This window comes from Exiguobacterium sp. EF_C8 (genome assembly GCF_054956715.1).
This window is the reverse complement of the sequence record NZ_CM143264.1, coordinates 2,166,838-2,189,721: the sequence shown is the minus strand read 5'-3', so window position 1 is coordinate 2,189,721 and position 22,884 is coordinate 2,166,838. Positions and strand designations below refer to the sequence as shown.

Sequence of the window (22,884 nt, the reverse complement as noted above, 5' to 3'; positions counted from 1 at the left end):
TAAAGGAAATGGAAACATGAATGGATTTCAGCTACGACAGACGGTTACTGATACCGAGGATGGCTGGCGCGTCAGTCATTTTTGTACGACCCGTCTAGGTATCTCACGAAAAATGTTAGTATCAATCAAAAATCATGGAGATATCACGCGGAACGGTCATCATGTCAACGTCCACGACGTCTTGTGCGCGGGTGACCGTGTCCACGTCTTCTTCCCGGAAGAAACACCAGCACCGGACATGGTAGCGACAGAAGGGGAACTCGATATTTTGTTTGAAGATGATTGGTTACTCGTCGTCAATAAACCACCGGGGATGGCATCGATTCCGTCACGATTGCATCCGGAACACTCATTGTCGAATTATGTTCTTGGTTATTATCGAAAACAAGGGATTCCGTATGCGATCCATATCGTCAATCGACTCGATCGAGACACGAGTGGTCTCGTTTTATTCGCGAAACACGGACTCGCCCATCACCGAATGAGTCTCATGCAACGATCAAACGAATTAGAGCGGCATTATTTAGCCTATGCACCCGGACATGTACCGGTACAAACGATTGATCAGCCGATTGGTCAAACCGATCATTCCTTCATGGAACGAATGGTACGACCGGATGGTCAACGGGCCATTACGCATATTTTAAATAGTCGACGGGTCCAAGCTTTGGATCGAGAGTTTTCCTTACTGGATATTCGACTAGAGACGGGACGGACGCATCAAATTCGTGTCCATCTTGCCTTTTTAGGACATCCTTTGATTGGTGATACGATGTATCAGGGTGAACCATTGCTCCCGCGTCAAGCACTCCATAGCGCGTCAGCGACGTTCCTTCACCCTGCGACAGGAGAACGTGTCCGATTTGAAGCGCCGCTTCCCGAGGATCTTCGATTGGAATAATGAACATACGATAAAAGGCAGTGGACTTAATCCACTGCCTTTTATCGTATGCGATTAATCTTCATCAAACATGGAAATCCGAGACTGAGAAGCGATTGCCATAATTAATCCTAGACCGACGAGGTTTACGATCATCGTTGATCCACCATAACTAATGAATGGTAATGGAAGACCTGTGATCGGTAAGACACCGATCGTCATCCCGATGTTCTGGAAGATTTGGAACGTGAACATGGCGACATATCCTGTCACGATATAGGTACCAAATGGATCCGCCGTCTCAAGAGCAATTTGAATCAAGCGATAGACGAACAGGAATAAGACAATCAATACGATGGCAGCCCCGATGAAACCATAGTGTGAGGCAATCGTCGTAAAGATGAAGTCCGTATGCAGTTCCGGAACGAATACCTGCAGTTTTCCGTATCCAACCCCGAACATTTGACCAGAACCTGTTGCATTGATTGCTTGGACGAGCTGATACGAGAGATCATCCGCATATTCAAAAGGTTGCAACCAAGCCATGATCCGGTTCATCGCGTGACCTGGGAAAAACGTTGCGAGTAAGTCGTTGTGGAAATAAAACAGGTAAAAGAAGATGATGACAGAACCTGCGAACAAGGCAAACATCGTCAAGAGCCATTTCCAGTTCAGTCCAGATAACAACATGGCACATGCAAGAATGACACATAAAATCAAACCGATTCCTAAATCGGGTTGGATGATAATGAGACCAAGTGGTAAAGCCGTGACAGCAACCATTTTAACGAGCAATAAGAAGTCGCGTTCATGTTGAACATAACGGGCATTGTGTTCGGTGATGACGGCAGCGAGCGAAACAATCAAAAAGAATTTCATGAACTCGGCCGGCTGAACAGTACCAATGACCGGGAATTGATACCACCCGTATGCCCCTTTGATTTCAGTAACGACTGGAGTGTTTCGAAGAACAACAAGACCAATCAATGACAGAATACCAGCTCCGTATAAAAACCAGTGGAATCGCTTCAGCTGTTCATAGTCGATGAAAATGACGACGGATAACGCTATGAAGCCGATGACATACCACTGAATTTGTTTGGCGGAGAAGTTGATGGCACTGATAGCACCTTTAAGCGAAGGTTGGGCCGTATAGATGGCGATGACGCTGATGACCATCAGACAGGCGAGTAAAAACAACAACGTATGATCATAACGTTGTGTAAATGATTTGAATCGATTCATTTCATCCCTACTTTCTATCTAAATTAGGCGAGAGTACTCCCATTTCTAAACGAAGTGAAAGTGGGAGGTGAATCGCCCCCCGCCCTTTCGGGTATAAACCTTTTTAGGAGGTGAACAGCATGTTGAAGCGTAAGGCTTATAAATTCAGGATATACCCGACAAAAGAGCAGGAAATCCTGATTGCAAAGACCATTGGTTGTTCGCGCTTCATCTTCAACCACTTCTTAGCGAAGTGGGATGAGATGTATAAAACGACAGGAAAAGGACTGTCTTATGGTTCTTGTTCAAAAGAAATTCCGATGCTGAAGCAAGAGTTTGACTGGCTGAAAGAAGTCGATAGCCATTCGCTTCAATCGAGTGTCAAACACCTGACCGATGCATATGATCGCTTCTTCAAGAAGCAGAACGAACGGCCTCGATTCAAATCGAAGCGTCATCCCGTCCAATCCTACAAAACCAATATCGAGAAGAAGAACCAACTTCCCGAAGTGTCAATTATGGGCAACAGACTTAAACTACCTAGGCTGAAGTGGATGCGTTTTGCCAACTCCAGGCAGGTAGTAGGACGAATCCTGAACGCCACAATCCGACGTAACGCTTCAGGAAAATACTTCGTCTCCCTGCTCGTCGAGCAGGAGATCTACGAACTGCCGAAGACGGATATGTCCGTAGGCATCGACGTCGGGCTGAAACACTTTGCCGTCCAGTCCGATGGCACGGTGTACCAAAACGACCGTCACTTCCAAACACTTGAGAAGAGATTGATACGCGAACAGCGCAAACTCTCTCGACGTCAGCGTATAGCCTTGGATAGGAAAGTCAAGCTGTCCGAGGCAAAAAACTACCAAAAGCAGAAGCGGAAGGTCGCCCGCATCCATGAGAAGATCATGAACACGCGAACCGACTTCCTGCACAAGGTATCGACCGAGATTGTCAAAAACCACGACGTCATCGGCATCGAGACCTTACAGGTCAAGCATATGCAGAAAAACCGCAGGTTGAGCAAGTCCATCTCTGATGTCAGCTGGTCAGCATTTTTCCGTATGCTGGAGTACAAAGCAAACTGGTATGGGAAGACTGTCGTGAAGGTCGGCAAGACTTTCGCATCGAGCCAACTGTGCTCGAGTTGCGGTCATCAACACAAGGACGTGAAACATCTTGGATTGCGCGAATGGACATGCCCGAGTTGCGATGTCCACCACGACCGTGATGTGAACGCGGGACTGAATCTTAAACAAGAAGCAGAACGTATCTTAGCTTCTTCAACCGTCGGGACGACGGGGTTAGCCTGATCACGTTTCGACCGATAGTTCGGATCACTCAGGAATCCACTACCTGTAAGCAAAGCGTTGGTGGAGGTAGTTCAACACTTTCTATATTACCGTAATTTATCAAATCCGCAATATCAAGAGCGATGGTTGACAGAAGCGTTACGTTTTTGTAACCTGAAGATAGGTTTTATTACCAGGTACTAATTCAAGGGGGACTTTATCATGAATATTTATCCTTCACTCGAAGGCAAGACGTACGTCGTCATGGGCGTCATCAACCAACGTTCGATTGCATGGGGCATCGCACGTGCACTCGACGCTGCTGGAGCAAGCCTCGCATTTACATATGTCGGGGAACGTTTCAAAGCACCACTTGAAAAATTAGGACAGGAATTATCACGTCCGGCTTCTTATTATACGTGTGATGTCACGAGTGATGAAGAAATCGAACAGGTCTTCCAGACGATCCATGCAGATCACGGTAAGATTTCAGGAATTGCTCACTCGATCGCATTCGCGGATAAAGAAGCACTTCGTGGTGAATTTTCTGGTGTGACACGTGAACAGTTCGCGCAAGCACTTGATATCTCTGCCTACAGTTTGACGGCAGTCGTCAAGGCAGCGAAAGATTTCTTCACAGAAGACGCATCTGTCATCACATTGACTTACCTTGGTGGTGAGAAGATGGTTCCGAACTACAACGTCATGGGTGTTGCGAAAGCAGCATTAGATGCTAGCGTTCGTTATCTCGCTGCTGAATACGGACAGCAAGGTGTTCGTGTCAATGCGATCTCTGCTGGTCCGGTCCGGACAGTTTCAGCAAAAGGTGTTGGCGATTTCAACTCAATCCTTGATAGCATCGAAGAACGCGCGCCACTTCACCGTAACGTTACGACGGAACAAATCGGTCAGAGTGGATTATTCTTACTTTCGCAAATGTCGAGTGGTGTAACAGGAGAAATCCTTCACGTCGATAGTGGATTCCACATTCTGTAATAGGTGATTTAGTGAACCAGGCTTCCCTTAGGAGGGGAGCTTGGTTTTTTTTGTGCTTAATCAGGGAAGTGTCAATTATGAACAACGTGAGAATTAAAAGGGGAGAGGAAGTGCAGAGGATGAACGCAATCGATTTTACGGTCGTACAATATGTGAATCGTCAAGTACGAGTCGACCCACAACTGAAAACTGAACCGGTCGCAAGGGTTCAACCGATACGCCCAGTCGATCCTTATCGAGAACATGAAACGCAAGATTTTTTAGAAGAACAGGCGAATGCATATGGAGTGTTACCAGAACTAAAACTTCCCGGTCGAAGCTTCGACCGGGAAGTTTAATCATTCATTGACCTGTAAAGCGGAATGTCTCGTAGACACTCCAAGCTCCATTTTCCAATTCATACAATAAAGCCATTTTCGTGACATCTTCTTGGAAACGGATATCTTCCATCTTGAGACGTTCTAGTACATCGAACAATTCGACATCCGACAGTTCTTGACCAATCGTGATATGTGGCAAGAAATCGTATTTCGGTTTATGTGCGAGTGGTCCTGTATGCAAGGCGCGATGTAATTGTTCTAACTCATCCGATGGCATTACTTTAAGGAACAAGACATTGTTCGTCGGATGGAACGACCGTGCTCCTTGGATGTGCAGATTGACCGGTTTCGTTTCGGACGCGATTCGATTTAACTCTGTCACGATGTGATCTAATTCTGTCTCATCGACTCCCATCCGCTCCCGTAACGTGATGTGCGGTGTAATCAGTGAATACTTCGAGTCATATCTCTTTCGGTATGAATTGGCAAAATCTTGAACGCGTTTCGATGGAAACAATACAACCCCGATGTTCATCGAAAATCCCCTACTTTCCCCTGAAATGATAACGCTTTACAAAATAATCATGACGGATTCTGGCGTCGATGTCAAAGAAGTTTGAGAGGAGCTTTAGAATCCGTGTATACTAATGAAGTACTTTGTTGGAGAGGTGGATACAGTCATGAAGAAAACACATTCAAAAGAGGTCAAACAAGCAGCAATTGACAAGTTACATGAACGCGGGGTGACGATTCATGCGATTGCTGAGATCGTTTACCAAATGCAAGCACCATACACAGTGGATCTGACAGTAGAAACATGTGTCAGTTCGGTTGAACGAGTTCTTGAAAAGCGTGAATTACAACATGCGATCCTTGTCGGGGCAGAATTAGATATTCTTGCTGAAAAAGGATTATTATCAGAACCACTCTTGTCCATCATCCAAAGCGATGAAGGATTATTTGGCGTAGATGAAACGATCGCGATTGGTGCTGTCAATACGTACGGTTCTATCGCTGTTACGACATTCGGATATTTGGATAAGGCGAAGGTTGGGATCATCAAAGAACTGGATACGAAGCTCGGAGACGGAAAAGTCAATACGTTCATGGACGATATCGTTGCAGCCATCGCAGCAAATGCATCAGGGCGTTTGGCACATCGTTTGCGGGATAAGGAAGATTATTCAGCAGAAGAATTAGAAGAACGTAAGGGGACATACTAATGCGGGGGGCAAGAGCGGCGTGGGTGGGTGCATCCATCGCTGTCGTCTTGTTCGTGATCATCGCCGTCTCGATTCGAATGACGGGCTATTTTTTATTTGACGCTCAATTATCGTCGTACATGTCTCAACATGTTCCAGGGGACTTTGTCTCTTGGTTCACTCAACTAGGCTCTGGTCCTGGGGCGATGACAATGACGGTGTTACTTGGAGTAGTGAGTTATGTCTTGTGGCGAGATCGTATCGCAAGTATTTGGTATGTATTGATGGCGATCTCTGTAGGAGCATTGAATCAAGTCGTCAAATTTGCCTTCGTACGAGAACGTCCTTCATTGAATGAGTTAGTTGGTGGTGTTGGCTATAGTTTTCCAAGTGGTCATTCCGCGATGGCATTCGCTGTATATGTAGGATTTCTTGTCGTCGCTTTCCGGCATTTAAAAACGACTGGCAAAGTAATCGTATCGGTGTTGACGATTGGGTTATTTCTTGCCATGGGAGCTTCCCGCATCATTTTAAACGTTCATTATTTTTCAGACGTCATCGGTGGTTATTGTTTTGCAGCGATTCTTTTATGTAGCTCCTATGTATTCATCGTCTCCCGCAGAAAAAAAGGAGTGTCTTAATGCTAGTATTAGATGTAGATCATAGTTTATTATTTGATGAAGAAACGATGCGTTCTATTGATAAACCGACCTTGCTTGTTGAGCGAGTCGCCGGACGACCGCGATTCATGACGATGCGAGCGCATCTTAGATTAAAACGATTGGTCTCAATCAACGGTGTCATTCCGGTGACGAAACGAACGATGGAAGAATATCAGCAGTTGGAGCTTTTCCAAATCGATGCGCCGCCTAAATGGGCAATCATTGCTAGTGGAGAGATATTGCTGAAAGAAGGAAAAGTAGATCGTCGATATGAAAACTGGCTTCGTCAATTTAAAAAGGAAAGCTCACTTGATTCTATCCTTGAGTATCTTATTGAGATGGAACAAGTGTCGTTTGATGTATATCCTTCCGACACATTATCGAATCAAATCGCACTTCCGCACGAACCGATTCATCGTACGTTGGACGAAGCGATGTTGCTAGAAGAATTATTTCGTAAATACGAAACAAAATAAAGAACCGGACGGTCTTTTTTAAGACCGTCCGGTTCTTTATTTTTTTATGTTAGGTATCAAGTTGTAGGTAGAGAAATGTCGTCGAACCAGAACACGCCGACCGTCTCAGCACCAGCATGTGCCAAGATGGAAGGACCGAATTGCGTGATACGAACGTTGATTTCAGGATGTTCCGTTACAATCAAACGTTTTAATTCTTCAGCAGCAGTATGAGCGAGCGTATGACCGATATATAGTGTTCGATCGTAGACTCCTTGTGCTGTCACTTTAGAAGTGATCTCGGTTACCATTTCCTTAAATGCTTTTTTGATCGAGCGTACCTTCTTGAAAGGAACAAGCTGTCCTTCTTCATTAAATTGAACGATCGGCTTGATGTTGAGCATATTCGCTAATAAAAATTGACTTCCTGAAACTCGACCACTACGTCGCATCGTCTCCATATTTCCAATAATCAGATAAAAATGCGATTTGTGTTTAAACGTTTCAAGTGTCGACATGACTTCCTTTGGATCGTTACCAGCAGCTACTAGTCGCTGTGCGATCCGGACAAGTTCTTGTTGATTGGCAGCACCCGTGTATGAATCAATCGCATACAGCGGGAAACCGACAGCCTCAGCTGCAGCGACCGAACTGGAGTAGGTACCACTTAAGCCACTCGTGATGTGAATCGCATATCCGTAATCATAACCGTCTTCGAGTAACTGTTCGTATAGAGTTACGAAGTCACCAAAAGACGGTTGCGAAGTCGTAGGTGAGATTTTCGAATCGTCCTGCATTTTTTGATTCAATTGTTCAATCGAGATATCGACATACTCCCGGTAAGACTCCCCGTTCAAGATGAGTAATGTCGGTATCACATGGACTCCGATTTTTTCAGCCTCTCCTGGCTCGAAAAAAGCCATGCTGTCGGTAATCCAAGCAATCTTATCCATGTATATGACGCCTCCATTAATATAACCATTTTGTTCATCATACCATAGCTATGAAAACGGAATCACTAGCTAGCGCGTTTTTGTATGACGGAAGGGGTGGAAACGTGTCCAAACCATGAACTGAGACCAAAGGCGATAAGTGTCGGAAATAACCATTCTAAACTTTGATCCACTAAAGGAAGTGATTGATAGAAGGTTTTGAGATTTCCCGGGAAAAGAGAAAGTTGGTTTAACGCACTACAAAGTGAGAAGAAAATCGTTACTCCAAGAGTGAACTGATAAACGACCGACTTACGACGGAACAGATGACGCATGAATGTTAATGCGATTAAGACGATGACGATTGGATAAAGGAACATCAACACGGGAACAGCGATTGATAACAATGTCTGTAATCCGACAATAGATACCGTGAGACCAAGAACAGTCGTGAAGATACTTGCTGTTTTTAATGTGACACGTGTTGAAAGAGTCATCATATATTCTGCAAATGCAGTGACGAGACCAACTGAAGTCGTCAAGCAGGCAAGTAGGATCGCAAGACCAAGTACAGCTAAACCAATTGAACCGAATGCTGTATTCGCATAATGCTGAAGAAGGGTCGGACCATCGACTTTTCCGATTGCGGCAAATGTATTACGTCCGATCATTCCGAGTCCGATATAGACGAGAGTCAAAGCAACCGCAGCAATCGTTCCAGCACGAGTGACGACTTTAAATTGTGCTGTTCGTTCATGAACGCCTCGACTTTTTAATGTATGAAGTACCACGACACCGAAGACTAAGGCGCCGAGTGCATCAAGCGTTAAGTATCCTTGAAGAAAACCTTGGATGAATGCTTGACCTGTCGTCTCATAGGCTTTGCTTGGTGAAGCGACACTTGAAAGTGGTGAGACGATGCTACTGATGCTTAACGCAGCAAGTGCAATCAGCAATAAAGGTGTGATGAAACGTCCGATGATTTCAAGTAATTTACCAGGACGCAATACGAGGTAAAGCGTAGCAATGAAAAAGAGACTTGATGAGAGAACTAATGTCATTTGTGAAGGCGCACCGAGAAATGGTACAACACCGAGCTCATACGTGACAACCGATGTCCGAGGGATTCCGAAGAAAGGTCCAATGGCAACGTAGAGAGCAAACGTCAAGGCAGCACCTACAAAACGAGGGAGAGGAGCAGCAAGCGTTTTGATACCGCCTCCGATAGATGCGACAGCAAGTAAGCCGAGCAACGGAAGACCCACACCTGTCACGATAAAGCCGAGGATGGCTGGGAGGAATTGTTTACCTGCAAGGGCGCCGAGTTCTGGTGGGAAGATTAGGTTACCCGCACCGAAAAATAATGCGAAGATCATAAATCCTAAAGCGAACGTATCTTTTGTCTTAAACATGTGTTGTCCTCCATTCCTTCTAATTTCAATAAAAAAAGCCTCATCCACGATGTGCGTGGATAGGCGTCGTGTGATCAGACGCCTTGTCGAAATGACGAAAAGGGCCTGGTCTTCATCTTCTCAATCGAGAAATGAATCTTCAGTCCCTGGTCCTAATCACAATCAGTCGTACTGGGATAAGCGATGTATATGTCATGTTTAAAACCTCCTGTTTGAATTTTTCTAAGGATAACATGAAGAATCTAAGAAAACAATATTTTCTGAAAATTTATCACCGAGACTTTTAAACAGAAAAAAATCCTTAACTCATGAATGGAAGTCTTGAGTTAAGGATTTTCATACAAATGTCAGCTTGTCGCAATCGAGCGTATTTTTTTATGGCGTTTCAATTTATGGAGGAGCCAAGCGTGAACGACCTCACAGGATTGACGTGGTAACGTCAGTTCAACAAGCGATTCCTGCTGTTGCCCTTTAATGACGAAAAGTCCATTTTCTTCATCGACAGGGGCGATGGTCATTGAACTCGCTTCATTCAGCGACAGTTTCACTTCACCGAGTGTCGCATCCTTTAATTTGAGGATGTTCCCGTTCGTCGCAAATTTCGTGAATGAGCCAATTCCGTTCACTTTTAACTGATCCATATTGAATTCCTCCTTCTGCTGATTCCAGTACCATCCCTACAAAAAAACAGGTCTAACTTCTATCTTAAAAAGGTTATCCTCATTATAGCGAAGTCCTCACAAGATGCTAGTCTTATTTTGTGTGAAAATTCGAAAAATTTTTTAACGATATTGTCACATTGTCCATAATAACCGTAAAGAAGGAATCATCATTTAAAATTCAAATAGAACAAAAGCATCCTTTTCTAAAAGAAAAAGATGCTAAAGGTCAATCTAACTCAAAACTCCATTTCTTTTTTCGACACACAAGCGTTCCACGTCTAAGAATCGATTCTTTCTCGGCTTCAAAATCTTCATGTAATACGCTCATGTCTTCATAACGGCCAGCCACGTAGACAGGAATCGTAATATTTCTTGAAAAAACAGATCGCTTTGCGCTTTCGAAATCAATCAGGACCCCTTCTCCGAGAAAATGACGGATATGGATCATGATTTCAGCTGTTAAAGCAATAGAGGCAACGGATCGTGCGTGCTGTCGGAATTTTCGTTGCACAAGATCAGCAATCAATTGTTCGACGCGTGCCCAGTCTTTTAAGTAAACGGAAGCATGAAGTCCGTCATGCTCGCTAAAATAGACCAATTCATTTTCAATCGAATCAAGGAAGGGAAGTGGCATTCCACGTTTCATATGCATTAAAAATAACAACTCTGCGATCTCGACATCCGTTAATACGTCGAGTGAATGGGAGGAACGAATATCGATAGCGATCAATGGATGACGCTGCACATCCGTGGATTGTGAAAACTGTTCGATTTCATGCGCTTCGATATAATGTAGCATTGTCCGAAACGATTGTTTCGTCTGCTTGAAATCACTTCCTGAAATAAGCAAAGGACGCTTCAAATCGACGGCTGCGGCGAAATCAGAGAAATGCACCCCTGACATCGTCAAGCGTTGATTTTCCTCGTCCTCATATAAGTAAAGTAACGCACTTGACATACCACTTCGCTTCCTTTCCGTGACTAACTCCTTCATAATTCAATAGTAGCAAAACTTCGAATTGCCTGAAAGGATATTTACTCCTGAAAACGGGCATACTACATAGAGAAGCATAAAGAGAGGTGATGGAGCATGTGGGGCTTGCGAAAGCCATTCCCGGAATTGCGAACCGAGCGCTTCGTATTACGTGAGCTCGAAAACCGTGACGCACGTGAATTGTTTAAAATCCTATCAGATGATGAAGTCATGTACTATTACGGATCAGATCCGCTTGTGACAGTCTATGAAGCAAAAAATGTCATCAGTTACTTCAAGGAACAGTTTACACAAGGTAAAGCGATTCGCTGGGCAATTGCTGATGCAGAAACGAATCAATTGATCGGTACGATTGGTTTTCATAACTGGCTCTCCCAATACCATCGAGCTGAAATTGGCTTTGAAGTCAGTCAAGAGTATTGGCAACGCGGAGTGGCTTCCGAAGCGGCTCGAGCTGTTCTGACTTACGGATTTGAGGAATTCGCTCTCCATCGCATCAGTGCTCTCGTAGCACCTGAGAATCTTGCTTCCAATGCATTGGTGCAAAAATTAGGGTTTCAAGCAGAAGGATTATTAGAAGATTATGCATATAGTCATGGTCGTTTCATGAACTTGACGATGTACCGTATGCTCGCATCTGAGTGGAAGGGATGAGGTAGTCAATGGAAAAACAAACACTTGTACTCCTACATGGATTTACAGGAGGGACAGATTATTTTAATCGGGTAGAGGCAAATTTACGACATTCTTTTGAAGTTTTACCGTTGAGTTTACCAGGACATGAAGGACTGGATGTCGGACCTGATACGATTGAGGGATTCGCAGAATGGGTCATGGATGATCTAGAGCGACGTGGTGTTGAAAAGCCAATCATCGTTGGTCACTCTTTTGGCGGGTACATCACGGCTGCAATCGTGGAAAGGTATGCCGAACAAATCAGTGGATATGGTCTCGTTTACTCAACGGCGAAAGCAGATGATGAACAAGCGAAACAAAAACGAAATCAAAATATCACGCGCGTCGAAGAAGTTGGTGTAAGAGAATTTGTCAATGGTCTTGTTCCGTCCTTATTTGCGGAAGGAGCCGATGAATTCGCTGTTGCTGAAGCACTTGAAATTGGGTATATGATGACCGTCGAAGGAGCCATCCGTGCACTCTCTGCGATGCGAGATCGTCGGGATATGACGAAAGCTTTAACGAAAGCAAACGTAAAAGGTGTCATCATTCATGGTACGAAGGATCCATTGATCTCAGAGGAAAGTGCGTTTGCACCAACAAATGATCATCTCATACATCGGTCAACAGACAGTGGACACATGGGGATGCTTGAGACACCGGATGCCTTCGTTGCAATTATCGAAGAAGCATTCAAGTAAGTTTTTGCCCTACGGTCATGTCTGTAGGGCATTTGCTTTGCATTTCAGATTAGATATCTGAAATGATAGAAGTGGAGGGGATACACATGAAAATCGTAGCGATTGAACCAACACCAAGTCCAAATAACATGAAAGTCATCGTTGATGAGGTCTTTTCGGAAAAGGGGCAGACATTCGAGCATGCCTTTGGCGCACCGGAACACATTCAGCGATTACTTGAAATACCTGGCGTTAAGTTTGTTTATCAGGTCAGTGACTTTTTATCGATCGAGCGTTATCCGAAATATGATTGGCGTTCGCTTGTCATCGATATACGACGTGCGTTCGGTGAAACGTTAAATGACGTTGAACAGCACGAGACAGATGCTGAGTATGAGCCAGTCCATTTATTTGTACAGTTCATTTTAGGCGTACCAATGCAAATCAAAGGTGTGAAAGGATTAGAAGAAAAACGAGAAGGGTTGCCAGAACGATTCCGAGAAGCAGCGCTATTCGTCCAACCATTCGTTCAGAATGTCATTAGCGATCGACGCTGGGTGGAACAAGCACCTCGATACGGTGACCTTGACGAAAGTTTGCGTGAAGTAGCGAATGAGATTGAGATCGCATATCCAGTCGAACGTATCGAACGTCTCAAGTCGCTCGCAGCAGGGGAAGATATTGCCTTTAGTGGTCAAGCTATTCGTTCGTCTGATTGGAAAGAACGATTTGCGGCGCTTGATGAACTGCCTGTTGAAATGGAATGGGTTCCGGCGTATGCACGATTATTACAGGATGAAAAAATGCAAATTCGTCGTCAAGCAATCGTAAAGCTTGGGATGTTCGAAGAACATCGGGAAGAATTATTAGAGTATCTGACAAGTGCACTCCATGATCCATCAGGTATCGTACGACGAACAGCAGGTGATACGATTTCGGATTGGGCGATGCCAGAGGCTGAACCAATGATGATGGAGGCTTTGACGGATAAAAATAAACTAGTACGTTGGCGGGCTGCTCGATTCCTGTTCGATGTTGGAACAGAACAGTCGATTCCAAGACTGCGTGAAGCGAGCCGAGACCGAGAATATGAAGTCGCTTTACAGGCGGAACTCGCCTTGACTCGAATCGAAAGTGGGGAAGAAGCACTAGGGACGGTCTGGCAACAAATGAATCGAATGATAGATGAAAGTTCATGAGAACTCAAAATAATATTGTGTGAAAGAATCATTCGACAAAATGAGCCATCGATTGTCTAGGTATATTTTCCCTGTTATCTAAAAATGATGGTAAAATAATCAAAATTATGTTGTCATCTTTTTGAAATCGAAATGAAATGTGTTGGAAACGCTCGTAAAAACGCTTGCATGCAACAACTATATAGATTATTCCACAATATCCCTATTTGAACTGGAATATTGTTTTGAAATGAAATGTCGAATGACTATTCTCGTCTTTTTTCATCTCTTTGATACAGTAAACCTACAATAACGAATTCGAAGCATGTAGGTCATCTTTTGGCTTGGCATATGAATGAGAAAAGGGGAGAATCGGGGATATGTTACTTTTCGCTGAAACTGATTTAGCAGTAGGATACAAGGAACGGACAACAACTGGGGTATATGTCACGATCGAAACAATTGACAGTCGTACGATTACATTGGTTGCACCAGCAAACGCGGCAGAAGATATTTGTGACGAACTGTTTGCGACAGGTTTAGAGCAATTGTTTTCATTCAAGATGAATCCATCTACTTTACCTGTAGCATAAGAGATGAAATGTGCGAGAGAGGAAATCCTCTCTCGCTTTTTTTTGTGATAAAATTGATTAGATAAAAGGAGGGATGAAATGAAACGTCTCGTTTTCATTCTGTTGCTGCTTACTGTTTGTTTAGCAGGTTGCCAAGAAAAGAAACAACAGGCAACAAAAACCATGAACGAACCGATTCAGATTGCAGTCAAAACGACAAAGCAAGACAGTATGATGCAATTAGACATTTCCTTAACGAATCCAAATGATTACAGTGTAAACGTGACATATCCTTCCTCGCAACGATTTCAGGCTCAATTGATTGATGCGAAACAACACGTAACGTATGATTTTGAGAAAGAGCAAGTATTCACGCAAGCGATTGAGAAGGATACGTTCACAAAACGCGAAACGAAACAGTACACGGTTGAATTACCGATCTCCTCTTTAGGTGATAGCAAGGAAGTTCGCGTATCGACAATCCGCCAGTTCAAAGGAGCAAATGCAAAACAAACGACGGATCACCAAATGATTGATTCAAAATGACGATCAAAACGATGTGAAGGAGTGAATTTATTCATGCAACAAGAAATCATCCAAGTAACAGGCGTTAAACCTATCATTGATCCAGCCCAAGAAGTAAACGAGCGGGTAGCCTTCTTGAAGGCGTATCTCAAGCATACAGGGGCGAAGGGATTCGTATTAGGCATCTCCGGGGGACAAGATTCAACGCTCGCAGGTCGTCTATGCCAACTGGCAGTTGAAGAGTTGCGAAAAGAAGAGGGACAAGATGTCTCATTTTATGCGGTCCGCTTGCCTTACGGTGAACAACAAGATGAAGCAGACGCACAGGCAGCCTTGACTTTTATTCAACCGGATCATTCGCTTCGTGTGAATATCAAACCAGCGGTCGAAGCATCGATGCGGGAATTCGAAGAGGCGACAGGTGCAGAACTTTCAGACTTTAGCAAAGGAAATACGAAAGCGCGAGAACGAATGAAGAGTCAATATGATTTAGCCGCTCATTATGGCTGTTTAGTCGTTGGAACGGATCATGCAGCCGAATTCGTGACGGGATTCTACACGAAACATGGGGATGGTGCATGTGATTTAACGCCATTAACGGGACTGAATAAACGGCAAGGGAAACAACTCTTACGTTACTTGAACGCCCCAGAAGTCTTGATTGAAAAAGTTCCGACAGCAGACCTTGAAGAAAATCGTCCGGCACTACCAGACGAAGTGGCACTCGGAATGACATACGAAGAAATTGATGATTATTTGGAAGGTAAGTCGATTTCAGAAGCAAGTCAAGAAAAGTTAGAGACGCAGTATAAACGTGTTGGACATAAGCATCATATGCCCGTCTCACCACTTGATGAATGGTGGAAAGCATAATCAAAAATAAGGAGATATGATTTCATGATTGAAATCATGTCTTTTTTCATGTTCTTCGATTCTTCTCCGGTCGTTATGGGAAAAGAAGAGAAACGATGGTTGAGGAGGCGAGAGTATGACGATTGGGATCATAGGTGGAGGGTTATCCGGATTGACAGCAGCGGCGTTATTTGCAAAACAAGGAACACCGGTCACGCTCTGGGATGCTGGATTACTCGGAGGACGTGCCACCTCTCAAACCGTAAAGGGCTTTACATTTAATTACGGTGCCCATGCGATTTATGGACGCGATCAATCAATTCTTCGCAAATTAACGAAACAACTCGGTATCGAAGTGACGTGGCTTGATTTTTCAGCGAGTCGTGCGAAATATGAGTTTTCAGGTCATTTGACGGCTGTTCCTGCGAATGCCTGGGGACTACTGAAAACAGAAGTCATCGAAGGAACGAACAAAGTACGTTTTACATGGGAGATTATTAAAACGATTTTACGAGTCGAACGAGGGAATCCGCAACAATCCATCGGGCAATGGTTAAAAACAGAACGCGTCGATGAACAAGTGGCACAGTTGATGCTTGATTTGGCATCAACGAATTTTTTTACGGCAGAACCAGAAAAAATTCCATCAGATGTCTATTTCGAGTATTATCAAAAGCTTTTTCGGACGCGAAAGCCTGTCTCATACATCGAAGGGGGCTGGCAAGGGTTAGTACAGGAATTGGAACGGATCATCCTAGAGAATCGCGGAGAGATCTTGAAAAAAACAAAAATAACAGCAGTCGAATTGACTACGACAGGATTCTTGGTACGTGATCGAAAAAAACAAGAATGGAATGTGGAACGGATCATCTTTGCCGTACCACCACGTGAAATCTTAAAAATGGCGACTCCAACGACGATCCAAAAATTCGTGACACCGCATGCGAGTCATGAACCCGTCGAAGTTTTCGTGTATGATCTCGGACTTCAGCCTTATATCCAAACACCGTATTCATACATCTACGACCGTTCGCATCGAGCGTTCATCACGGATTTATCGCATTATGATGCAAGCCTCGCACCAAAGGATGGTCAAGTCCTTCAAGCAATCGCTTATCTTGAACACGATCGACTTGAGGATCCTGATTATATCGGACATGTTCGAACGGGAATCGAACAGATGCTTGACGTTCATTTCACAGACTGGAGAGAACGTATCGTTGCAGAACGAACGATTAAACGAGCAGTCGTACAAGAAATCAAATGGAAAATGGGGCAAGGTCCTCTTGCGACTCAAATTCCGGGACATGCAGGTGTTGCTTTCGTCGGAGACTGGTGTGAAGGGACGGGACAACTCTCAGAGCTTGCGTTCTCAAGCGCCGTAAGTGTTTTCAATCGATGGACGTGATGTAAAACGACAAAAGAAGGAGAAGCCGAATTGACTTCTCCTTCTTTGTATTGACCAAAGATTCATATCTTACGCTTCATTGTTCGAACGTGCTGGATAGAACGCTAGAATCAAGAGTAATGTAAAGGCAATGAGACTCATCATCGGAATCGTCAAGAAACCGAAATAGTTGACCCATTTGATGAGACAGCCACTCGAACATAACGCTTCGCCATCGGGTAAACGCTCAAGGATGACATGGTACAAGGCGACACCAAAGCCGGCAAGCACATATAGGCGTACAAAGAGTGGATCGATCGTTTTCGACCGGAACAAGGATATGAGCAAATAAAAGGCTGTCGTATACATGAATAGTCGTTGCCACCAACAGAGAGGGCAGGGAATGAATCCACGAATTTCACTAAAATAGAGACTGCCAAGCGTTGCAATCGTTGAGATGATGAACATAAAATGATAGCGTGTCATATGTATCGTCCTTTCTAACGTGTTAAACTAATGCCATCTTATATCATGAGGAGTCGAATCTCACATTGCAAGTGTCGGAAATGGAAATGTTGATCACTTTATCGGAAGAATTGAATATGAGGCGAGCTGCTGAACGATTATTCGTTTCACAACCTGCGCTTAGTCAACGTCTTGTTGCGATTGAGAGACGCTGGGGAACCAAACTATTCATTCGTTCATCGCGTGGCTTAAGCATCACACCGCAAGGAGAAAAAGTGATTGGTCTCGCAAAAGAGATGAATCGGAAGGAACTCGAACTAAAAAGTGAATTGACGGCAGAAGAGGGTGCCGTTTACGGAACGCTTCGGATTGCTGTCGCCTCCATCATGGGACAATACTGGCTCCCGCGTGTCTTAAAACGATTCGTCGAGCGTTATCCGCATGTGCGTGTCCAGTTGGTCACCGGATGGTCAAGTGAGATGATGCGTCATATGTTAGAGGAACACTTTCATATCGGGATCATTCGTGGAAACCCGGACTGGAAAGGTGTTAAAGAGCGCCTTTTCTCAGACCCGCTCTATCTAGTTGATAGTGAGTTGACGTCGATTGAACAATTGCGTGTGACGGATCGCCCGTTCATCCAGTTCAAAAGTGATTCGACGTACTATCAAGAAATTTTAGAGTGGTGGCAAGATCGGTTCGCAAGTCCACCCTCTCGGACTTTGGTCGTCGACCAAATCGAGACATGCAAACAGATGGCGTTACATGGCATCGGTTTTGCTATCTTACCTGAGTCGACGATTCAGCAATCGAATGAAGTCATGCAGCTTCCGTTGAAGACATCATCCGGAAAAGTACTGAAGCGAGATACTTGGATCTTGTCCACGGAATCGATGCTTGAATTAAAACAAGTCCAAGCTTTTTGGGACATCGTAAAAGAAGAAGGAGGAAGTCAGTCAGATGGAATACGCCATTGAGATGCGGCGCGCGCTTCATAAAATACCGGAACCAGGGTTCAAGGAATTTAAGACGCAAGCTTTTATATTGGAACAAATTCGTGCATATCCGCCAGATCGTGTCACATATGACACATTTGAAACAGGTGTTTTCGTTCGAGTGAAAGGATTGACTGGAAACCGAACGATCGGGTATCGCGCAGATATTGATGGGTTACCGATTGAAGAAGCGACAGGGCTTCCGTATTGCTCAGAACACCCAGGGTTCATGCATGCGTGTGGTCATGACATGCATGCCTCGATTGCTTTAGGGTTGATGAAACGGATCGTTGAACTACCAGTCATGGATGATGTCGTCTTTTTATTCCAACCGGCAGAAGAAGGACCGGGCGGGGCGGAGCCGATGATTAAAAGTCCATTGTTTGAAAAATATCGTCCGAGTGAGATGTATGGTCTTCACGTTGCACCGGAATATCCAGTCGGTACGATTGCTAGTCGTCCAGGCGTACTGTTCGCGAGTGCTCGAGAAGTTCATATCACGATCTATGGTCAAAGTGGTCATGCGGCTTTTCCTCATTTGACGATTGATACAGTTGTTGCGCAAGCAGCCTTGATCATGCAATTGCAAACGATTGTCAGTCGATCCATTAATCCGATGAATTGTAGTGTCATCACGATTGGGAAAGTGGATGCAGGTATTCGTGAGAATGTCATTGCCGGTAGAGCGGTTCTTGACGGAACGATGCGTGCGCTAAACGGCGAAGACATGGAAAAACTCGAACGTCGTGTCCGTGACATCATTCGAGGAATCGAAGCTTCGTTTGGTGTTAAAATCGATCTGCAATTCGGTAATCGCTATTATGAAGTCGTCAACGACCGGCAAATCGTGGATAAATTCTCATCATTCGTAAAGATGAATGCCAACTATATCGAATGTGACGCGGCGATGACAGGGGAAGATTTTGGTTTCATGCTGAAAGAGATCCCAGGGATGATGTTCTGGCTCGGCGTCGATAATCCGACATCTGGTTTGCATCAACCAACATTAAACCCGGATGAATCAGCCATTTCTTTTGTCATTGATTTACTTGACCATTATTTCCGAGAGTATGTTTAAAAATTTTTATGAAATAATAAAGGATATAAAGCTTTCCCTTTCGAATTCAGGAATGGGAAAGTTTTTAATATATGTAGGAATAAGAGTTTTCGAACATTTTGTGAAAAAAATCACGTGTATATGTGAACAATTTGTTACATCAAACATTATAAACAGACACAAAGGGTTATGTTCTCTATGATACGGTTATAGACCATATAGAGAAGTATGTTTTAGGAAGAGGGGGCTAAATACATGTTCAATGATCCCGTAGTGCTCAGTCGATTGTTGACAGGGCTCACACTAGCGTTTCATATTATTTTCGCGACGATTGGTGTCGGAGTACCGCTCATGGTACTGGCAGCTGAATTCATCGGTCTGAAACGCAAAGATCCAGATTATATCTTATTAGCAAGACGGTGGACGCGTGGATACGTCGTTACCGTAGCAGTCGGTGTCGTAACAGGGACGGCAATCGGCTTGCAACTATCATTACTTTGGCCGTCACTCATGCAAGTAGCGGGTCAAACAATTGCTTTGCCACTATTTATGGAAACGTTCGCGTTCTTCTTTGAAGCGATTTTCCTTGGTATTTACTTGTATACGTGGGACCGGTTCAAAAATCCATGGTTGCACTGGTTGATTGGGATTCCAGTCGTCATTGGTGCGACAGCATCAGCGTTCTTCATCACGACAGTCAACTCCTTCATGAACTCACCAGAAGGATTTAAGATCGTCAATGGTACGTTAACGCAAATCGAACCATTAAAAGCAATGTTTAATACAGCGACACCGACGAAGGCGACACACGTCATCGTTTCAGCTTACTTGACTGTTGCCTTTATCTTGGCAGCAATCGCGGCGTTCCATTTGCTTCGCAAAAAGACACTCTCAGCAGCAGAGACGGCATATCATAAGAAAGCTCTTCGTCTCACTGTCATGGCTGGTCTGATTTTCGCGTTCTCGACAGCACTTGTCGGTGACTTCTCAGGGAAATATTTAGCGAAATACCAGCCAGAAAAACTAGCAGCTGCGGAATGGCATTTTGATACGACAAATGAAGCAGAATTGATTTTTGGTGGGATACTTGATCAGCAAGAAGACGGCAGTTATGAAATCAAAGGAGCCGTCAAAATCCCATATGCGCTCTCAATTCTTGCAGGTGGGGCTCCGAATACGGAAGTCATCGGTTTAAACGAATTCGCAAAAGAAGATCAAGCACCACTGATCGTCCACTATTTCTTTGATATCATGGTATCGATTGGGATGTACTTGACTGCTATCTCTGCTTTGTTCATCTTGGCATTCCGATTGAAAAAATTGAATCCATATAATAAGTGGATTTTACGAGGGGTGTTCATCGGTGGTCCGTTAGCGATGATTTCAATCGAAGCGGGATGGATGTACGCTGAGATTGGTCGTCAACCTTGGACGCTTTACGGTATCATGCGAACAGCGGACGCGGCGACGACTTCAACAGCGGTTGGTCCGATGCTCATTTTATTCAGTGCATTGTACTTGTTGCTTGGTACGATTTGTACGGTCGTCTTATTACGGATGTTTAAGAAAAACACGGTTGGAAAAGAACTTCAAGAACTTGCTGAAAACCACCATGCACGCGGTGAAGCAATGTTCGTGGATGATAACAAGTAAGGAGGGAACGATTTGGACGTTCAAACACTAGGGATCACGGTCCTTTGGACTTTCCTGTACGGATATCTCATCGTTGCCTCAATTGACTTCGGTGCTGGATTTTACGCCTTTTATTCAAAATATACGAAGCGGGATCATCTGACGAATCGATTGATTCTTCGTTACCTCTCTCCTGTTTGGGAGGTAACGAATGTCTTCTTCGTATTCTTCTTCGTAGGACTAGTTGGGTTCTTCCCAGACTCCGCTTATTATTTCGGTACGGCACTACTCGTACCAGCGTCAATTGTTCTTGTCTTGATTGCGATTCGTGGTAGCTTTTATGCGTTCGCCAATTATGGATCAAACGACAGCATGTTCTACACATTTTTATATGGAGCGACAGGGTTGCTGATTCCTGCTGCGATGTCGACGACATTGACAATCAGTCAAGGTGGTTTCATCCGCAAAACGAATGATACAGTTGAGTTTTTAGGAACGAAATTATTTTCGAACTTTTACTCGTGGACGGTCGTAGCGCTCGCTATCGTATCTGTCTTATACATCAGCGCGATGTTCCTCTTATTCTACGCGGATAAAGCGAAAGATGAGGGAGCTACGCCGCTTATTCGGAAATGGGCACTCTTTTGGAGTGGACCAACAATCCTCGTCTGTGCGCTCGTCTTCTTTGGACTGAAGAACCAAGCGGCATGGCATTATGAAAATATCCTAAACGGCAACTGGTGGTGGTTCGCTGCTAGTTTCTTATTTTTCCTCATTGCCGTGACACTCGTCTATATGAAGAAAAACTATGGCATCGCGTTCGTCGCGGTCATGTTACAGTATGCAGTCGCGTGGTTCGGTTACGGATATACACACTTGCCGTATATCTTGTATCCATATATCGATATCAACAAAGCAGTCGTAAACGAAACGATGGCTTCCGCACTCGTCGTCGTTTTCATCTTCGGACTTTTACTCTTAATTCCGGCGTTGTATTTGATTTTACGGCTCTTCTTGTTCGATAACGATTATGTACGTGGAAAATCATCAAAATAATGAATGGATAAACGCCTCTGCGATTCGCAGAGGCGTTTATAGTATTTTTAAATTGAATCGGGTACACTACTAATGAAGAGCGATTGTGAAGGAGAGTTGTGAAAATGAATGGAGAGTTTGCAGTAATCGGACTAGGGCGTTTTGGTGGCTCGATTGTCCGCGAATTATCGAAAAACGGCTATGATGTCTTGGCAATTGATTCCGATGAGGAACGTGTCAACGAATTCATGGGGATTGCGACACATTCTGTCATTGCCGATACGACCGATGAGAACGTTTTAAAAAGTTTGGGGATTCGAAACTTTGATCATGTCATCGTCGCTATTGGGGAAAACATTCAAGCGTCTATCTTGACGACGTTGATTTTAAAAGAGCTCGGTGTGCAATCGATCACCGTCAAAGCAACGAATGATTACCATGAAAAAGTATTGCGAAAAATTGGAGCGGATTTCATCGTTCACCCTGAGCGGGATATGGGGGTTCGGATTGCGAACGGATTGATGAGTTCGAATATCCTTGACTACTTAGACTTATCACAAGAATTCTCAATCGTTGAGATTAAAGTCAGTGATCGGATGGCAAAACAAACCTTGATTGATCTCGACTTACGAAGTAAATATGGAGCAAACGTTGTCGCCATCAAACGGGGTGAAAATGTCATGATCTCCTTGCAGGCAGATGAAGTCATTGAAAAAGGCGATTATCTCGTCGTCATTGGTGAGAATGAAGATCTTGATCGCTTAGAACGCGCGATTCATAAAGTAAAGAACTAAAAAAAG

At 44.2% G+C, this 22,884-nt stretch carries 26 protein-coding genes; 19 read left to right on the top strand and 7 right to left on the bottom strand.

From position 1 onward, the window contains the following. Positions 1–16: 16 nt before the first annotated feature. Positions 17–901, top strand: a complete 885-nt coding sequence (locus tag ACY2IG_RS11780) for an RluA family pseudouridine synthase (protein ID WP_462617956.1) — start codon at positions 17–19, stop codon at positions 899–901. Positions 902–955: 54 nt separating this feature from the next. On the opposite strand, the gene ACY2IG_RS11775 is transcribed toward ACY2IG_RS11780, so the two are convergent. After that, the gene (locus ACY2IG_RS11775) at positions 956–2,125 is read right to left on the bottom strand and encodes an FtsW/RodA/SpoVE family cell cycle protein (protein ID WP_368916175.1); all 1,170 of its coding nucleotides are present in this window, start codon (positions 2,123–2,125) and stop codon (positions 956–958) included. Positions 2,126–2,244: 119 nt separating this feature from the next. Between ACY2IG_RS11775 and tnpB the strand changes: the two genes are divergently transcribed. The 3 genes from tnpB (at position 2,245) to ACY2IG_RS11760 (ending at position 4,730) form a co-directional block, all read left to right on the top strand. Beyond that, positions 2,245–3,417: an IS200/IS605 family element RNA-guided endonuclease TnpB gene (gene tnpB / locus ACY2IG_RS11770; RefSeq protein WP_462617955.1), complete on the top strand. Its 1,173-nt coding sequence runs from the start codon at positions 2,245–2,247 to the stop codon at positions 3,415–3,417. A gap of 201 nt (positions 3,418–3,618) precedes the next feature. Continuing rightward, positions 3,619–4,392: an enoyl-ACP reductase FabI gene (gene fabI / locus ACY2IG_RS11765; protein ID WP_311247408.1), complete on the top strand. Its 774-nt coding sequence runs from the start codon at positions 3,619–3,621 to the stop codon at positions 4,390–4,392. A gap of 119 nt (positions 4,393–4,511) precedes the next feature. Continuing rightward, complete coding sequence (locus ACY2IG_RS11760) at positions 4,512–4,730, top strand: hypothetical protein (RefSeq protein WP_035406634.1); 219 nt, start codon at positions 4,512–4,514, stop codon at positions 4,728–4,730. 4 nt (positions 4,731–4,734) lie between these two features. Here ACY2IG_RS11760 and ACY2IG_RS11755 read toward each other — a convergent pair whose 3' ends face one another. Then, entirely contained in the window at positions 4,735–5,247 is a 513-nt protein-coding gene (locus ACY2IG_RS11755) for a YjcG family protein (RefSeq protein ID WP_311247409.1), read from the bottom strand. Between the two features lie 145 nt (positions 5,248–5,392). Between ACY2IG_RS11755 and ACY2IG_RS11750 the strand changes: the two genes are divergently transcribed. The 3 genes from ACY2IG_RS11750 to ACY2IG_RS11740 are packed head-to-tail and all read left to right on the top strand — an operon-like array spanning position 5,393 to position 7,052. Further along, on the top strand, positions 5,393–5,935 hold the full coding sequence (locus ACY2IG_RS11750) for a phosphatidylglycerophosphatase A family protein (RefSeq protein ID WP_035406640.1): 543 nt from the start codon (positions 5,393–5,395) through the stop codon (positions 5,933–5,935). Beyond that, entirely contained in the window at positions 5,935–6,555 is a 621-nt protein-coding gene (locus ACY2IG_RS11745; protein WP_462617954.1) for a phosphatase PAP2 family protein, read from the top strand. Before ACY2IG_RS11750 ends, ACY2IG_RS11745 begins: the two co-directional genes overlap by 1 nt. After that, positions 6,555–7,052: a hypothetical protein gene (locus ACY2IG_RS11740; RefSeq protein WP_035406643.1), complete on the top strand. Its 498-nt coding sequence runs from the start codon at positions 6,555–6,557 to the stop codon at positions 7,050–7,052. Before ACY2IG_RS11745 ends, ACY2IG_RS11740 begins: the two co-directional genes overlap by 1 nt. 56 nt (positions 7,053–7,108) lie before the next feature. On the opposite strand, the gene ACY2IG_RS11735 is transcribed toward ACY2IG_RS11740, so the two are convergent. The 4 genes from ACY2IG_RS11735 to ACY2IG_RS11720 all read right to left on the bottom strand — a co-directional run bounded on the left by ACY2IG_RS11735 (position 7,109) and on the right by ACY2IG_RS11720 (position 10,995). Further along, the gene (locus ACY2IG_RS11735; RefSeq protein ID WP_035406645.1) at positions 7,109–7,984 is read right to left on the bottom strand and encodes a DegV family protein; all 876 of its coding nucleotides are present in this window, start codon (positions 7,982–7,984) and stop codon (positions 7,109–7,111) included. A gap of 65 nt (positions 7,985–8,049) precedes the next feature. Further along, positions 8,050–9,375, bottom strand: a complete 1,326-nt coding sequence (brnQ, locus tag ACY2IG_RS11730) for a branched-chain amino acid transport system II carrier protein (RefSeq protein ID WP_035406647.1) — start codon at positions 9,373–9,375, stop codon at positions 8,050–8,052. A 347-nt stretch (positions 9,376–9,722) separates the two neighbouring features. Then, positions 9,723–10,016 (bottom strand): hypothetical protein, encoded by a 294-nt coding sequence (locus ACY2IG_RS11725; RefSeq protein WP_035406649.1) that lies wholly within the window; start codon positions 10,014–10,016, stop codon positions 9,723–9,725. Positions 10,017–10,263: 247 nt separating this feature from the next. Further along, a complete protein-coding gene (locus ACY2IG_RS11720) occupies positions 10,264–10,995 on the bottom strand; it encodes a hypothetical protein (protein ID WP_056062405.1) in 732 nt (243 codons plus the stop codon). A 132-nt stretch (positions 10,996–11,127) separates the two neighbouring features. Here ACY2IG_RS11720 and ACY2IG_RS11715 point away from each other — a divergent pair, with 132 nt between their 5' ends. The 7 genes from ACY2IG_RS11715 (at position 11,128) to ACY2IG_RS11685 (ending at position 16,921) form a co-directional block, all read left to right on the top strand. Further along, entirely contained in the window at positions 11,128–11,685 is a 558-nt protein-coding gene (locus ACY2IG_RS11715) for a GNAT family N-acetyltransferase (protein WP_035406655.1), read from the top strand. Positions 11,686–11,693: 8 nt separating this feature from the next. After that, a complete protein-coding gene (locus ACY2IG_RS11710; RefSeq protein WP_056062403.1) occupies positions 11,694–12,407 on the top strand; it encodes an alpha/beta fold hydrolase in 714 nt (237 codons plus the stop codon). 86 nt (positions 12,408–12,493) lie between these two features. Then, a complete protein-coding gene (locus ACY2IG_RS11705) occupies positions 12,494–13,585 on the top strand; it encodes a conserved virulence factor C family protein (protein WP_056062400.1) in 1,092 nt (363 codons plus the stop codon). Between the two features lie 359 nt (positions 13,586–13,944). Continuing rightward, on the top strand, positions 13,945–14,157 hold the full coding sequence (locus ACY2IG_RS11700) for a hypothetical protein (RefSeq protein WP_035406663.1): 213 nt from the start codon (positions 13,945–13,947) through the stop codon (positions 14,155–14,157). Between the two features lie 78 nt (positions 14,158–14,235). After that, the gene (locus ACY2IG_RS11695; RefSeq protein ID WP_462617953.1) at positions 14,236–14,682 is read left to right on the top strand and encodes a BsuPI-related putative proteinase inhibitor; all 447 of its coding nucleotides are present in this window, start codon (positions 14,236–14,238) and stop codon (positions 14,680–14,682) included. Positions 14,683–14,715: 33 nt separating this feature from the next. After that, entirely contained in the window at positions 14,716–15,534 is an 819-nt protein-coding gene (nadE, locus tag ACY2IG_RS11690) for an ammonia-dependent NAD(+) synthetase (RefSeq protein ID WP_462617952.1), read from the top strand. A 115-nt stretch (positions 15,535–15,649) separates the two neighbouring features. Beyond that, on the top strand, positions 15,650–16,921 hold the full coding sequence (locus ACY2IG_RS11685; protein ID WP_056062395.1) for an FAD-dependent oxidoreductase: 1,272 nt from the start codon (positions 15,650–15,652) through the stop codon (positions 16,919–16,921). Between the two features lie 69 nt (positions 16,922–16,990). Here ACY2IG_RS11685 and ACY2IG_RS11680 read toward each other — a convergent pair whose 3' ends face one another. Continuing rightward, positions 16,991–17,386: a disulfide bond formation protein B gene (locus ACY2IG_RS11680; protein WP_035406674.1), complete on the bottom strand. Its 396-nt coding sequence runs from the start codon at positions 17,384–17,386 to the stop codon at positions 16,991–16,993. 65 nt (positions 17,387–17,451) lie between these two features. Here ACY2IG_RS11680 and ACY2IG_RS11675 point away from each other — a divergent pair, with 65 nt between their 5' ends. The 5 genes from ACY2IG_RS11675 (at position 17,452) to ACY2IG_RS11655 (ending at position 22,878) form a co-directional block, all read left to right on the top strand. Then, on the top strand, positions 17,452–18,342 hold the full coding sequence (locus ACY2IG_RS11675) for a LysR family transcriptional regulator (protein WP_023468861.1): 891 nt from the start codon (positions 17,452–17,454) through the stop codon (positions 18,340–18,342). Beyond that, entirely contained in the window at positions 18,326–19,438 is a 1,113-nt protein-coding gene (locus tag ACY2IG_RS11670) for an N-acetyldiaminopimelate deacetylase (protein ID WP_214854656.1), read from the top strand. The genes ACY2IG_RS11675 and ACY2IG_RS11670 overlap by 17 nt, the downstream gene beginning before the upstream one ends. Before the next feature lie 234 nt (positions 19,439–19,672). Beyond that, positions 19,673–21,070, top strand: coding sequence for a cytochrome ubiquinol oxidase subunit I (locus tag ACY2IG_RS11665; protein ID WP_035406678.1), 1,398 nt, complete (start codon positions 19,673–19,675; stop codon positions 21,068–21,070). 12 nt (positions 21,071–21,082) lie between these two features. Continuing rightward, positions 21,083–22,105 (top strand): cytochrome d ubiquinol oxidase subunit II, encoded by a 1,023-nt coding sequence (locus ACY2IG_RS11660; RefSeq protein ID WP_035406681.1) that lies wholly within the window; start codon positions 21,083–21,085, stop codon positions 22,103–22,105. 104 nt (positions 22,106–22,209) lie between these two features. Continuing rightward, a complete protein-coding gene (locus ACY2IG_RS11655; RefSeq protein ID WP_035406684.1) occupies positions 22,210–22,878 on the top strand; it encodes a potassium channel family protein in 669 nt (222 codons plus the stop codon). Positions 22,879–22,884 lie beyond the last annotated feature (6 nt).